Source organism: Stutzerimonas sp. (assembly GCF_982611455.1).
This window is the reverse complement of the sequence record NZ_CEXBBO010000008.1, coordinates 49,221-63,390: the sequence shown is the minus strand read 5'-3', so window position 1 is coordinate 63,390 and position 14,170 is coordinate 49,221. Positions and strand designations below refer to the sequence as shown.

General features: G+C 60.5%; 11 protein-coding genes. All 11 read left to right on the top strand.

The annotated features are described in order from the left end of the window. The first annotated feature begins 111 nt into the window (after positions 1 to 111). The 11 genes from AC2LD7_RS07130 to AC2LD7_RS07080 all read left to right on the top strand — a co-directional run bounded on the left by AC2LD7_RS07130 (position 112) and on the right by AC2LD7_RS07080 (position 14,120). Positions 112 to 288 carry a hypothetical protein gene (locus AC2LD7_RS07130; RefSeq protein ID WP_003095129.1) on the top strand — a complete coding sequence of 59 codons (177 nt, stop codon included), beginning with the start codon at positions 112 to 114 and terminating at the stop codon, positions 286 to 288. After that, positions 272 to 3,226, top strand: coding sequence for a sensor histidine kinase (locus AC2LD7_RS07125; RefSeq protein ID WP_484597059.1), 2,955 nt, complete (start codon positions 272 to 274; stop codon positions 3,224 to 3,226). Before AC2LD7_RS07130 ends, AC2LD7_RS07125 begins: the two co-directional genes overlap by 17 nt. Before the next feature lie 163 nt (positions 3,227 to 3,389). After that, the gene (locus AC2LD7_RS07120) at positions 3,390 to 4,817 is read left to right on the top strand and encodes a sigma-54-dependent transcriptional regulator (RefSeq protein ID WP_484597058.1); all 1,428 of its coding nucleotides are present in this window, start codon (positions 3,390 to 3,392) and stop codon (positions 4,815 to 4,817) included. A gap of 655 nt (positions 4,818 to 5,472) precedes the next feature. After that, a complete protein-coding gene (locus tag AC2LD7_RS07115; protein ID WP_484597057.1) occupies positions 5,473 to 6,870 on the top strand; it encodes a polynucleotide adenylyltransferase PcnB in 1,398 nt (465 codons plus the stop codon). A 1-nt stretch (position 6,871) separates the two neighbouring features. Then, positions 6,872 to 7,366: a 2-amino-4-hydroxy-6-hydroxymethyldihydropteridine diphosphokinase gene (folK, locus tag AC2LD7_RS07110; protein ID WP_484597056.1), complete on the top strand. Its 495-nt coding sequence runs from the start codon at positions 6,872 to 6,874 to the stop codon at positions 7,364 to 7,366. Positions 7,367 to 7,805: 439 nt separating this feature from the next. Further along, the gene (panB, locus tag AC2LD7_RS07105) at positions 7,806 to 8,606 is read left to right on the top strand and encodes a 3-methyl-2-oxobutanoate hydroxymethyltransferase (protein ID WP_484597055.1); all 801 of its coding nucleotides are present in this window, start codon (positions 7,806 to 7,808) and stop codon (positions 8,604 to 8,606) included. Then, positions 8,603 to 9,466 (top strand): pantoate--beta-alanine ligase, encoded by an 864-nt coding sequence (gene panC, locus AC2LD7_RS07100; protein ID WP_484597054.1) that lies wholly within the window; start codon positions 8,603 to 8,605, stop codon positions 9,464 to 9,466. The genes panB and panC overlap by 4 nt, the downstream gene beginning before the upstream one ends. Positions 9,467 to 9,565: 99 nt before the next feature. Next, positions 9,566 to 9,946, top strand: coding sequence for an aspartate 1-decarboxylase (gene panD, locus AC2LD7_RS07095; RefSeq protein ID WP_025240609.1), 381 nt, complete (start codon positions 9,566 to 9,568; stop codon positions 9,944 to 9,946). Between the two features lie 366 nt (positions 9,947 to 10,312). Then, entirely contained in the window at positions 10,313 to 11,977 is a 1,665-nt protein-coding gene (pgi, locus tag AC2LD7_RS07090; protein WP_484597053.1) for a glucose-6-phosphate isomerase, read from the top strand. Positions 11,978 to 12,130: 153 nt separating this feature from the next. Further along, positions 12,131 to 13,006, top strand: a complete 876-nt coding sequence (locus AC2LD7_RS07085; RefSeq protein WP_484597052.1) for an oxygenase MpaB family protein — start codon at positions 12,131 to 12,133, stop codon at positions 13,004 to 13,006. 97 nt (positions 13,007 to 13,103) lie between these two features. Next, positions 13,104 to 14,120, top strand: a complete 1,017-nt coding sequence (locus AC2LD7_RS07080) for a class I SAM-dependent rRNA methyltransferase (protein ID WP_484597146.1) — start codon at positions 13,104 to 13,106, stop codon at positions 14,118 to 14,120. Positions 14,121 to 14,170 lie beyond the last annotated feature (50 nt).

Genomic DNA, 14,170 nt, shown 5'->3' with positions numbered 1-14,170 from the left:
GGCGAATCAGTATGGTGCTGGCGCCTAAACCCGCCGGGCTTTTCCTTGCCACTTGTGGCTTGCCGCTTGGCGCTGCTTTACCATTCCGCTACTTCCGACACGAGTTCCAGAATGTACATTTACCGACTGGTGCTGCTCCTGGTGGTGGGGATCTATCTGTTTTCCCCCGCGATCATGGATTGGTGGATCGATCCCAACGGCGCCTGGTACCGGCCCTACCTGTTGTGGCTGATTCTCATCGTGGTGACCTTTATCCTTCAGAGTCAGCGCGATGCAGACGAGCTTTAGCCTCAGCCAGCTGATTCTGATCAGCGTTGCCTATTTATTGATGTTGTTCGGCGTTGCCTGGGTCAGCGAGCGGGGCCTGATCCCGCGCTGGGTGATCCGTCATCCGCTGACCTACACCCTGTCGCTCGGCGTCTACGCCAGTGCCTGGGCGTTCTATGGCACCGTCGGGCTGGCTTATCAGTACGGCTATGGATTTCTCGCCACCTACCTGGGCGTGTGCGGCGCGTTTTTGCTGGCACCGGTACTCCTTTATCCAATCCTGCGCATCACCCGCACCTACCAGCTGGCTTCGCTGGCGGACTTGTTCGCCTTCCGCTTCCGTAGCACCTGGAGCGGCGCGCTGACCACCATCGTGATGCTGATCGGCATGTTGCCATTGCTGGCCTTGCAGATTCAGGCGGTGGCCGACGCCATCGGCATTCTTACCCTCGAGCCGCTGCAGGAGCGAGTGGCGCTGGGTTATTGCGTGATGATCATGTTGTTCACCATCCTCTTCGGCGCCCGGCATATCGCTACGCGGGAGAAACATGAAGGACTGGTGTTCGCCATCGCTTTCGAGTCGGTAGTCAAACTGCTGACCTTCGGCGCCATTGGCCTGTATGCGCTGTATGCCGTGTTCGGCGGCCCGCATCAGTTGGAGATCTGGCTGCTGCAGAACCAGTCCGCGCTGCAGGCACTGCATACGCCGCTGCAGGAAGGCCCCTGGCGGACCCTGCTGCTGGTGTTCTTCGCCTCGGCGATCGTCATGCCGCACATGTATCACATGACCTTCACCGAGAATCTCAACCCGCGCGCCCTGGTCAGCGCCAGCTGGGGACTGCCGTTGTACCTGCTGCTGATGAGCCTAGCCGTGCCGCTGATTCTCTGGGCCGGCCTCAAGCTCGGCGTCAGTACCAACCCCGAGTACTTCACCCTCGGCCTGGGCCTCACCGCGCAAAGCGATGTGCTGACCTTGGTGGCTTTTGTCGGCGGATTGTCGGCATCCAGCGGGTTAATCATTGTGAGCACCCTGGCGTTATCTGGAATGGCACTCAACCACCTGGTGCTACCGCTCTATCAGCCACCTACCGAAGGCAACATCTATCGCTGGCTGAAATGGACCCGACGCAGCCTGATCCTGGCGATCATCATGGCCGGTTATGGCTTCTATCTGCTGCTGGGTGCGGAACAGGACCTGTCCAACCTGGGCATCGTTGCCTTCGTCGCCACGCTGCAGTTTCTTCCAGGCGTGCTCTCGGTGCTCTACTGGCCGACCGCCAACCGTCGCGGCTATATCGTCGGACTACTGGCGGGAATCGCCGTCTGGGTAGTGACGATGCTATTGCCGCTGGTGGGCAATCTCGACGGCTTCTACATTCCGTTGTTCAACGTCGTCTACGTACTCGACGACACCAGCTGGCACTTGGCGGCGATCGCCTCGCTGGCAATCAATGTTCTGGCGTTTTCGCTATTCTCGCTATTCACCGAAACCAGTGCCGAGGAGCAGGCCGCCGCCGAAGCCTGCGCCGTAGAGAACGTGCGCCGGCCACAACGGCGCGAGCTGGCGGCCGCCTCGCCACAGGAATTTGCCACTCAGCTAGCCAAACCGCTGGGTGCCAAGACCGCCCAACGCGAGGTGGAACAGGCGCTGCGGGACTTGCAGTTGCCCTTCGATGAGCATCGCCCCTATGCCCTGCGCCGGCTGCGCGACCGCATCGAGGCAAATCTGTCGGGTCTCATGGGCCCGAGCGTCGCACAGGATATCGTCGAGAATTTTCTGTCCTACAAGAACGGCGCCGATGGTTACGTCACCGAAGACATCCACTTCATCGAAAGCCGCTTGGAGGAATATCACTCGCGCCTGACCGGGCTTGCCGCGGAACTCGATGCGCTACGCCGTTATCACCGCCAGACGCTGCAGGAGCTGCCGATGGGCGTCTGCTCGCTGGCCAAGGATCAGGAAATCCTGATGTGGAATCGCGCGCTGGAAGAACTCACCGAGATTCCAGCGTTGCAAGTGGTTGGCTCGCGCCTGTCGACCATCGCCGAGCCCTGGCAGAGCCTGCTGATGGATTTCATCGAGCAGAGCGATGAGCATTTGCATAAGCAGCGATTACAGCTGGACGGCCACAGCCGCTGCTTGAATCTGCACAAGGCAGCCATCGCCGAGCCGCTGGCACCTGGCAACAGCGGCCTGGTCCTGTTGATCGAGGACCTCACCGAAACCCAGCAACTGGAAGATCGGCTGGTTCATTCCGAGCGACTGGCGAGCATCGGCCGGCTGGCTGCCGGAGTCGCCCACGAAATCGGCAATCCGATCACCGGCATTGCCTGCCTGGCGCAAAATCTGCGAGAAGAGCGCGAAACCGACAATGAAATCAGTGAGATCAGCAACCAGATCGTCGAACAGACCAAGCGCGTTTCGCGCATCGTCCAATCGCTGATGAGCTTCGCCCATGCCGGTGGCCGGCAGCAGGACATGTACCCGGTAAGTCTGGCCGAGGTCACGCAGGATGCGATCGCCCTGCTCTCACTCAACCGGCACGGCACCGAGGTGCGTTTCTTCAACCTCTGCGATCCCGGCCATCAGGCCGAAGGCGATCCGCAACGCCTCGCCCAGGTTCTGATCAATCTGCTGTCCAACGCCCGCGACGCCTCGGAGCCCGGCGGTGCGATTCGTGTGCGTAGCGAGGTGTCCGAGCAGACCGTTTACCTGATCGTCGAAGACGAAGGCAGCGGCATTCCGCAGTCGATTCAGGACCGTCTGTTCGAGCCTTTTTTCACCACCAAAGACCCCGGCGAAGGCACGGGGCTGGGCCTCGCGCTGGTCTATTCGATCGTGGAAGAGCATTATGGCCAGATCAATATCGACAGCCCGGCAGACCCAGAGACCCAACGCGGCACCCGCTTCCGCATCACCCTGCCGCGGTATGTCGAGGCGACAAATGCCACTGATTGATGAGGCGAGCAGCGTGTTCGCCTGTTATCGGCCGTGAACGACACAGCGTGCAACTGGCCAAGCAGAGAAAGGGTCAGCCCACATGCGCTGGCGCCCCGACAAGCATCGCACGCGCCGTTTCCCACCGGCCTGTAGCCGCCTCCAGACCGTCGAGAGAGTACTGATGTCACATATTCTGATCGTCGAAGACGAAACCATCATCCGCTCCGCCCTGCGCCGACTCCTCGAACGCAACCAGTACGAGGTCAGCGAAGCCGGTTCGGTGCAGGAGGCGCAAGAACGCTTCAGCATTTCTGGTTTCGATCTCATCGTCAGCGATTTGCGGTTGCCCGGTGCGCCCGGCACCGAACTGATCAAGCTTGCCGAAGGCACCCCGGTGCTGATCATGACCAGCTATGCCAGCCTACGCTCAGCGGTGGACTCGATGAAAATGGGCGCGGTGGACTACATCGCCAAGCCCTTCGACCACGACGAGATGCTGCAGACCGTGGCGCGCATCCTCAACGATCGGCAGCAGGCAACCACCGCACCCGCTGCCGCATCGCGCGGCACATCTACCGCCACCGGGACTACGACCCAGGGCAACGCGGGCAACAGCGAGATCGGCATCATCGGCCGCTGCGGCCCGATGCAGGATTTGTTCGGCAAGATTCGCAAGGTCGCACCGACCGACTCCAACGTGTTGATCCAGGGGGAATCGGGCACCGGCAAGGAACTCGTCGCACGTGCTCTGCACAACCTCTCTCGCCGGGCCAGGGCGCCAATGATTTCGGTCAATTGCGCCGCGATTCCGGAAACGCTGATCGAGTCCGAGCTCTTCGGTCATGAAAAAGGTGCGTTCACCGGTGCCAGCGCAGGTCGCGCAGGTTTGGTCGAGGCTGCCGATGGCGGCACATTGTTCCTGGACGAGATCGGCGAGCTGCCGTTGGAAGCACAGGCGCGGCTGTTACGCGTGCTACAGGAGGGCGAGATCCGGCGTGTCGGCTCTACTCAGTCGCAGAAGGTCGACGTGCGCCTGATCGCCGCGACCCACCGCGACCTGAAGACGCTGGCCAAGAATGGGCAGTTCCGCGAAGACCTCTATTACCGGCTGCATGTCATTGCCTTGAAGCTACCGCCTCTACGCGAGCGCGGCAGCGATGTGCTGGAGATCGCCAGGGCTTTCCTGGCGCGACAGTGCGAGCGCATGGGCGGCGACGAGCTGCATTTTTCCCGCGAGGCTGAGCAGGCTGTACGGCTATATACCTGGCCGGGTAACGTGCGCGAGCTGGAGAACGCCATCGAGCGAGCGGCAATCCTTAGCGAGAGCGCGGAGATCAGCGCCGAGCTGCTGGGTATCGACATCGAGATTGATGGTCTAGATGACGACTTCGATGAATCCTGCGCTTCGCTGGGTTCTGCCGTCTCGACGAGCAACGAGCCAACCGAAGACCTGTCGCTGGAAGATTATTTCCAGCATTTCGTCCTTGAGCACCAGGACCACATGACCGAAACCGAACTCGCCCGCAAGCTGGGCATCAGCCGCAAGTGCCTGTGGGAACGTAGGCAGCGCCTGGGCATCCCGCGGCGCAAATCGAGCGCAACCGGGTAGCGGGTTGTTACCGCACGGGAACAACACGTAACAAAAACCGGGTTCATCGGTAACGGGAACCCGGTTTTTCTTGGGCGTCGAAACCTACAAAAAATATCAAGCCATTGAAAACAAAGAACTTTTCAAAACTGGCACGGCAAATGCTTTCTATCTGGCACAACAACAATAACAAGCAGACCCACAATAAGAACAAGACGTACCGGCTCTAGCAGAATAAATACAAGAAGGCGGAGGCGTAGCTAACTGATTCTTTTGGAGAGGAAATGCCGAATGGGGTTTTGCCCCACGACCAGGCTGAGAACAACAAAAACTGCATAAGCAGAGCCTGAACTGGTTGGATCATTGATCGATGGCAAATCAGCGACCAAAGAAATCCGTTTGCTCTTTGCTCCCAACGTAGGAGCGATTCCTGGAAGCGATAGCCGAAAGGAACGGGTGATCAAACAAAAACAACACGCCCGAAATACTATAACAACAAAGCACGCGACATCATTTAAAGGGGGAGCTTCGGCTCCCCCTAGTGCTTTCTGGCTTGGCCGTTGTTTTGACACCTCCCCGCGCTTCGTTCACCATCCCGGTTCCCGGTGCTAGAATCCACGCTCGTTTCGTGGCTATTCCCTTTGCCACCTTGTCATTTCGCCACACAGTGCCTCTCATGCTGAAAAAGCTGTTCCAGTCTTTTCGTTCTCCCCTGCGCCGCTTCCCGCATCCTCGTCGCACACCCGAAATACTGTCCAGCCGGCAGCATTCGCTGCATCGCAACGATCTCAGCCGACACGCCGTCAGCGTCGTCGAGCGACTTCAGCAGGCGGGCTATCAGGCCTATGTAGTCGGTGGTTGTGTGCGTGACTTGCTCTTGCAGCTCGCCCCCAAGGATTACGACGTCGCTACCAGCGCCACTCCCGAGCAGGTCCGCGCTGAGTTCCGAAACGCAAGGGTCATCGGCCGCCGCTTCAAGCTGGTCCATGTACATTTCGGGCGCGAGATCATCGAGGTCGCCACCTTCCGCGCCAACCATCCCGAAACAGATGACGACGACGATGACGCCAGTCATCTCGCCTCGCGCAACGAGAGTGGTCGAATCCTGCGCGACAACGTCTATGGCACGCTGGAAGACGATGCCCAGCGTCGCGACTTCACCATTAACGCCTTGTATTACGATCCGTCGACCGAGCGCATTCTCGACCATACCCACGGTGTTCACGATATTCGCAACAGGCTGATCCGCCTGATCGGTGATCCCGAACAACGCTACCAGGAAGATCCGGTGCGCATGCTGCGAGCGATCCGCTTCGCCGCGAAGCTGGACTTCGAGATCGAAAAACACAGCGCCGAACCGATTGCCGACCTGGCCGAACTGCTGAACGACGTGCCCTCTGCACGCCTGTTCGACGAAGTCATCAAATTGTTTCTCAGCGGCCAGGCCGAAAGAACTTTCGAGCTGCTGCTGGAGTACGACCTCTTTGCCCCGCTGTTCCCGGCCAGTGCCGAGGCGCTGGAAGATAATCCCGACTACGCAGGCACCCTGATTCGCAATGCTCTAGCCAATACTGACCAGCGCATCGCCCAAGGCAAGCCCGTGACCCCCGCCTTTCTATTTGCCGCCTTGCTCTGGCCAGCACTGCCGGCACGCGTTGCCGAGGCACAGGCCCGCGGCCTGCCGCCGATTCCGGCCATGCAAGAAGCCGCACATGACCTGATTTGGGAACAATGCCAGCGCACCGCCATTCCCAAACGCTTCACCATGCCGATGCGGGAAATCTGGGACATGCAGGAACGCCTGCCACGTCGCCAAGGACGTCGCGCCGATCAACTGCTGGAAAACCCGCGCTTCCGTGCTGGCTACGATTTTCTTCTACTGCGCGAGAGCGCCGGGGAGCAAACCGGCGGTCTCGGCGAATGGTGGACCGAATATCAGGAAGTCAGCGATAGCGAGCGTCGCAATATGATTCGCGGCCTCAGCAAGGACGATGGCAGCGGCGCACCGCGCAAGCGCCGTCGCAGCAGCCGCAAGCGCGGCTCTAGCGGAAACACACCGGCTTCTACTGACTGATATGGAACGCGTGTACATCGGCCTCGGTAGCAACCTGGCCGAACCGCGCCAGCAATTGCGCGGTGCACTCGATGCATTGGCCATCGTTCCTGAATCAAGAATTGCCTCCGTTTCCTCTCTTTACGTCAGTGACCCGCTCGGACCACCGGACCAACCGCGCTATAACAATGCCGTCGCCGCGCTGGACACCACGCTAGCTCCGCTGATGTTGCTCGATGCGCTGCAAGCCATCGAACTGGCCCAGGGCCGAACACGCAAGGCTGAGCGCTGGGGCCCCCGAACGCTGGATCTGGATATTCTGCTGTTCGGTGACCGACTCATCGACGAGCCACGCCTGACGGTCCCGCACTATCATCTGCACGCCAGGGCCTTCGCCCTGTATCCGCTGGCGGATGTGGCCCCTGAAGATTTGCAACTGGCCGATGGTCGCCGCCTTGCCGATCTGCTCGCGGCCTGCCCATTCGAAGGCCTCGAACGCCTTGACGAGCCGCTGTAACCACTCGGTAACAGTTGTAACAACGCAGGTAACACTCACGATTGACTTAGCACGCCGCCATCGGGACTATAAGCGCCCTCTGCCGGCACGCATCGAATAGGGGCAAGCCCGCCCCATCGCTGACGCTCCGACTGCAATCGTGATCCCTCAGAGGCTCTAGGGTCTGTTGACGTTTCGTCGCGGCCGCGACGGAGGCCCGTTTGACGCAGAACAAGGCGCGAGGAGTGTGGTTTGGTTATTCCCAATGAGCGACGAGTAACGCAGTGCTGCGTCAAACGGGCCCCGTCCCCGCGGGTTGCGCGTCAAATCGCGCCAGGCAAGGCGCGGGACGCAGGGAATGGTCATTCCCTTGCCAAGTCCCGCAACGCCGCCTGGCGCGATTTGACGCAGCAACGCGGCTCGCTGCGAAGCATCAACAGACCCTAGGAGGACGGTATTCATGCCAGACGTAACCCTGACCACCCTGCAAGGCCTCAAGCAGAAAGGCGAGAAGATCGTCATGCTCACCTGCTATGACGCGACTTTCGCCAAAACTGCCTGCGAAGCCGGAGTCGAGATGTTGCTGATTGGCGACTCCCTGGGCATGGTCCTGCAAGGTCATGACAGCACACTCCCCGTTTCCGTGGACGAGATGGCCTATCACACCGCCTGCGTCAAACGCGGCAACCGCGGTGCGATGATCGTCGCCGATCTTCCTTTCATGGCCAACGCCACGGTCGAACAGACGTTGAATAGTTCAGCCGCGCTGATGAAAGCCGGCGCGCACATGATCAAGGTCGAAGGCGCAGCCTGGCTGGCCGAATCCATCCGTCTGCTGACCGAACGCGGCATTCCGGTCTGCGCGCATATGGGCCTCACCCCGCAGACAGTCAACGTGCTGGGCGGCTACAAGGTGCAAGGCCGCCAGGAAGCCCAGGCGCTGCAAATGATCGCTGATGCCAAGGCCCTCGAGGCAGCAGGCGCCGCGATGCTGTTGCTTGAGTGCGTACCCAGTGAACTTGCGGCACGCATCACCCAAGCCGTTTCGGTGCCGGTAATCGGCATCGGGGCTGGCAGCTCAACCGACGGCCAGGTGCTGGTTTTGCATGACATGCTCGGCCTGTCCCTCAGCGGACGCGCGCCTAAATTCGTCAAGAATTTCATGCAGGAACACGGCGACATCACATCCGCCATCGCAGCCTACGTCCAAGCGGTGAAAAACGTGGAATTCCCAGCCGCCGAACACGGGTTTTCGTCATGAACGTGGTGAAAACCATCGCTGACCTGCGCGCCGCAGTGGCGCGCGCGCGCGGGGAAGGCAAGCGCATCGGCTTCGTACCGACCATGGGCAACCTGCACTCCGGTCATATCGCTTTGGTAAAGAAAGCCGGCCAACGCGCCGATTTCGTTGTCGCGAGCATCTTCGTCAATCCGCTGCAGTTCGGTCCTAATGAAGATCTCGCCAGTTATCCGCGTACGCTCGCGGCCGACCAGGAGAAGCTCTTCGACGCGGGATGCCACTTGCTGTTTGCTCCCAGCGTCGAGGAAATGTATCCCCATGGTCAGGCGCTGCAAACCATCGTCAGCGTTCCCGGCGTGTCCGAGGGGCTCTGTGGCGGCAGTCGTCCAGGGCACTTCGATGGCGTCTCGACCGTAGTCAGCAAGCTGTTCAACATGGTACTGCCCGATCTCGCGGTGTTCGGCCAGAAGGATTTCCAGCAGTTAGCGGTGATCCGCACCATGGTTCGTGACCTGAACATGCCGGTGCAGATCATTGGCGAGCCAACCATGCGTGCCGAGGACGGCTTGGCGCTGTCCTCGCGCAACGGCTACCTCAGTGCCGATGAACGCGCCACCGCCCCAGCGCTGTACCGCACGCTGAATCAGTTGGCAGACGCGATTCGAAATGGGGATCGCGACTTCCCAGCGTTGCTGACCAGGGGAAAACAGGCGTTGCAATCAGCCGGCTTACGTCCCGACTATCTGGAAATCCGCAACGCGACCGATCTGCAACCAGCCGAAGCGGATATGCGAGAGCTGGTCATCCTCGCAGCAGCATTCCTCGGCAGGACCCGCCTGATCGATAATCTGCGGGTCGATATCAAGCCCGCATCGGTATAACCGCCGATCATCGGCACTGCCCCGCCCGCCCCTCGGTCTTGATCACGCCAGAGGGTTCGGGCACACTCTGCGCCGCTTGCGCCCCCGGAGGAACCCGCCATGCACGCCATCATGCTCAAGGCCAAATTGCACCGCGCCCAGGTGACCCACTCGGTGCTGGATTACGAAGGCTCCTGCGCCATCGACGGTGACTGGCTGGACCTGGCCGGCATCCGCGAATACGAGCAGATTCAGATTTACAACGTCGACAACGGTGAACGCTTCACCACCTACGCCATCCGCGGCGAAGAAGGTTCGAAGATTATTTCCGTTAACGGCGCGGCAGCCCACAAGGCTGGCGTCGGTCATCGATTGATCATCTGCGCTTATGCGCACTACAGCGAAGCCGAACTGGCCAGCTTCAAGCCCCACGTTCTTTACATGGGCGCTGACGGCGATCTCAGCCATACCAGCAATGCAATTCCGGTTCAGGTTGCCTGATCTCGAACCGAATGAGCTGTACGGAAAGCCCGCAACGTCATCCGCGCTGCGGGCTTTTTTGCGTCTTGGGGGTTTCCCCTGGGAAGCGAAATCTGCAATGGTCCCAGTGTTGTGGCAAGTATCGGAAACGCGGGCAGCGAGCATTCGGAACGCCGCGCGTTTTTCCAAGTCAGACCAGTCTCGAAGACACAGGATTTTCCGTCGCCGCTTCGCCCAGTGGAGCGGTACGCACCTGCTCCAATCAGGATGAATGCCAGCGTGTCCGCATGATCGAATGACTGTCCGACGGCTGTAGGCGCATCCATGCCGTCGCATGGAGCGCGCAGATTCGCAGACAGTCCGCCAAGCAAAGGAAGCCGCACTACCATGAGCTATTACCAGCACCCTCTCGATGCCACCGGCCTGTCGTCATGGAAGGCTTTGGAAGAACACCGCCTGACGATGCAGAACTTCCGCATGCGCGAGGCGTTCAAGGCCGACCCGACACGCTTCGATGATCTGTCGGTTTCCTGCTGTGGCCTGTTTCTCGATTATTCGAAGAACCTGATTACCGCCGAAACCCGCACGCTGTTGGTCAATCTGGCCCGCGAAGCGGGTGTCGAGCAGGCCGCTCACGCCATGTTCGAGGGCGAGCGGATCAACGCATCGGAGAACCGTCCGGTGCTGCATACCGCGCTGCGCCGCCCGATGGGCGACTCGGTAATGATCGACGGCCAAAACATCATCCGCGACGTACATACCGCACTGGCGCAGATGACGGACATCGTTACTCGCATTCACAACAACCTTTGGCGCGGGTTCAGCGACAAGACCATTACCGACGTGGTGAACATCGGCATCGGCGGCTCGTTCCTCGGCCCGCAGCTGGTGTCCGAAGCGCTGCTACCGTTCACCCAGCACGGCGTGCGAACGCATTACCTGGCCAACATCGACGGCAGCGAATTCCGCGAAGTGACTGCCAAGCTTAACGTCGAGACCACACTGTTCATCATTTCCAGCAAAACCTTCGGCACGCTCGAGACATTGAAGAACGCCCAAGCCGCGCGCACCTGGTATCTGGGCAAGGGCGGTACTGAAGAGAAGCTCTACCGTCACTTCATCGCTGTGACCAGCAACAAGCAAGCCGCGGTCGACTTCGGTATTCGCGAGAAAAATATTTTCCCAATGTGGGACTGGGTTGGCGGCCGCTACTCGCTGTGGTCGGCAATTGGCTTGCCCATCGCCCTGGCCATCGGCATGTCCAACTTCAAGGATTTGCTGTCCGGTGCCTACAGCATGGACCAACATTTCCTCACCGAGCCGTTCGAAAGCAACATGCCGGTCCTGCTGGCGATGCTGGGCGTCTGGTACCACAACTTCTGGGGCGCGCAGAGCTATGCCTTTTTGCCCTACGACCATTACCTGCGCAACTTCGTCAAACACTTGCAGCAGATGGACATGGAGTCCAATGGCAAGAGCGTCCGTCAGGACGGCACACCGGTTTCCTGCACCACCGGCCCGGTGATCTGGGGCGGCGTCGGCGCCAACGGCCAGCACGCCTATCATCAGCTGCTGCACCAGGGCACCCCGCTGATCCCGGCCGACTTCATCGTGCCGGTGGTCAGTCACAACCCGGTCGCCGATCACCACGAGTGGCTCTACGCCAATTGCCTGTCACAGAGTCAGGCTCTGATGCTGGGCAAGACACGCGAAGAAGCCGAAGCCGAACTGCGCGCCAAAGGCATGAGCGAAGCCGAGATTGAGCGTCTGGCACCGCATAAGGTGATTCCGGGTAACCGGCCGAGCAACACCGTCGTCATGGAAACCATCAGTCCCGGCCGTCTCGGCGCGCTGATTGCGCTGTACGAGCACAAGGTATTCGTGCAGGGCGTGATCTGGGGAATCAACTCCTTCGATCAATGGGGCGTCGAGTTGGGCAAGGATCTGGGCAAGGCCGTCTACGGGCAGATGACCAGCTTCGACGCACCACCGGCAGAAGATGCCTCGACCCAGGGCCTGATCGACTTCTTCCGCGGGCGTCATCGCGGCTGAGCCACAGCGCAAGCCGGACAGCGCCCCCCGCTGTCCGGCTCTCCGTCATTTATCTTCAGGCTAAGCGTTCTTGACCGACACTGATCGGCTGGGCCTGGGTAATCTCTGCGCTTCGGGTAACATCCCCCTACTCAGCCACGCCAGACGTAGCCCTTGGAAATCATTCGCCGACATATCGAATCGCAGGTGCTCAGCCTTACCGGACTGGCAATCGGCGGTGTCGACTACGAAAACCCGCCGGGCGACCCTGGGCTGTTCGGCCCGGATTCCGTCTGCTGGCGCGTACATGGCGACTTCACTTCGATGTTGGTGGGTGGTATTTCCGCCCTTCTGCTGCAAACTCTGCACCCGTTGGCGCTGGCGGGCGTCTGGGATCACTCGAATTTTCGCGAAGATCTGCTTGGTCGTCTACGCCGTACCGGGCAATTTATCTCGGCCACGACATTCGGCAGCCAGACCGATGCACAACGGTTGATTGAGCGGGTCCGATCGATTCATCTGAAGGTCATCGGACACGCCGCCGACGGCCGCCCTTACGCCGCCTACGATCCGGACCTGCTGACCTGGGTGCATGTGGCCGAGGTCAGCAGCTTCCTAAAGGCGCATTTGCGCTATCTCAACCCAGCGCTGCCCGACAACGAACAAGATCGTTATTACGCCGAAGTTGCCTTGATTGCCGAAAGCCTCGGCGCCCGAGACGTACCGCGTTCCAAGCAACAGGTCGCGAACTACCTGGAGGCAGTTCGGCCACAGCTGCGATGTGACGAACGCTCCCTGGAAATCATCCGCGTACTTTTCAGCGCTCCGGCGCCGAGCATGTTGGCCAGACCCTTTGGTGCGTTGATGATGCAAGCTGGCGTGGAACTGCTGCCAGACTGGGCCAGCACCATGCTCGGACTGCAGCAAAGCCCGCACCAGCGCCAATTGATCCAGCTCGGTGTCAGGCGCACCGCTCCGGTGCTGCGCTGGGCCGTGCGCAGCGGTTCGGTTCATCGAGCGCGGCGCCGCATGGGCCTGCCAAGCCGCTAGCGGAAGCAGCAGGTTTGCAGGTGAAGTCGAGCACCACACAGGCTCAACGCCGATGTTTTCCGATAAACTGCGCGCCCATCTCACCGAGTCGCCGCGCATGCCTTCTCTCGAACAGGCGCTGCGCGCCGCCTACCGCAATCGCGAAGCACTGCTCATTCAACTGCATGAGCAAGCCACCGACTGTTACCGGTTGTTCCATGGCAGCCAGGAAGGCGCGCCAGGCCTGACGGTTGATCGTTATGGCCAGCAGCTGCTGGTGCAGAGCTTCCATCAAACCCTCGAACGTGACGCGCTGCTGGCCCTGCATAAGCAGATTTGCACGAGCCTCGGCGAGCCCTTGTCCCTCGTCTACAACGACCGTTCCCAGGGCAACTCGCGTATCGATAGAAACGATCCGGTGTACCGCGCCGATGCAGCTGCGCTGGGCGATCAGATCGGACGGGAGTGGGGCATCAACTACCGCGTGCGCGCCCGTCATGCTGGCCAGGATCCGCTGTTGTTTCTCGATCTGCGCAACGTTCGCGGCTGGGTCAAGGCCAACAGCGTCGGTAAGTCGGTTCTCAACCTTTTCGCCTATACCTGCGGCGTCGGTCTTTGCGCGGCAGCCGGCGGTGCGCGCGAGGTCTGCAACCTGGACTTCGCCGAAAGCAATTTGGCGGTCGGGCGGGAGAATGGCGCGCTCAACCCCGATCTGGCACCCATGCAGTTCGTTCAATCGGACTATTTTCCAGCGATCCGGCAGCTGGCGGGCCTGCCCGTCCCGCAGCGGCGCGGTCGCCAGCTCCCCGACTACCCGCGTCTCGCACCGAAGCAGTTCGACCTGGTATTGCTCGATCCACCGGCCTGGTCGAAAAGCGCATTCGGCACAGTCGATTTATTGCGCGACTACCAGAGCCTGCTCAAGCCTGCGCTTCTCGCCACGGCTGACGATGGAATACTGATTTGCTGCAACAACCTGGCGAAGGTCAACTTGGAAGACTGGCGTGAACAGGTGCTGCGCTGCGCGGCCAAGGCCGGACGATCTGTACGTCATTGGCAGGTACTATCGCCAGCGTCGGACTTTCCATCTGCCGACGGACAGCCCCCGCTGAAGATCCTCGCACTGCAATTGTGAAGCACCGCAGAACCCGGCGCGCTAGAGGAACCCGCGGGTCGTGCCATACT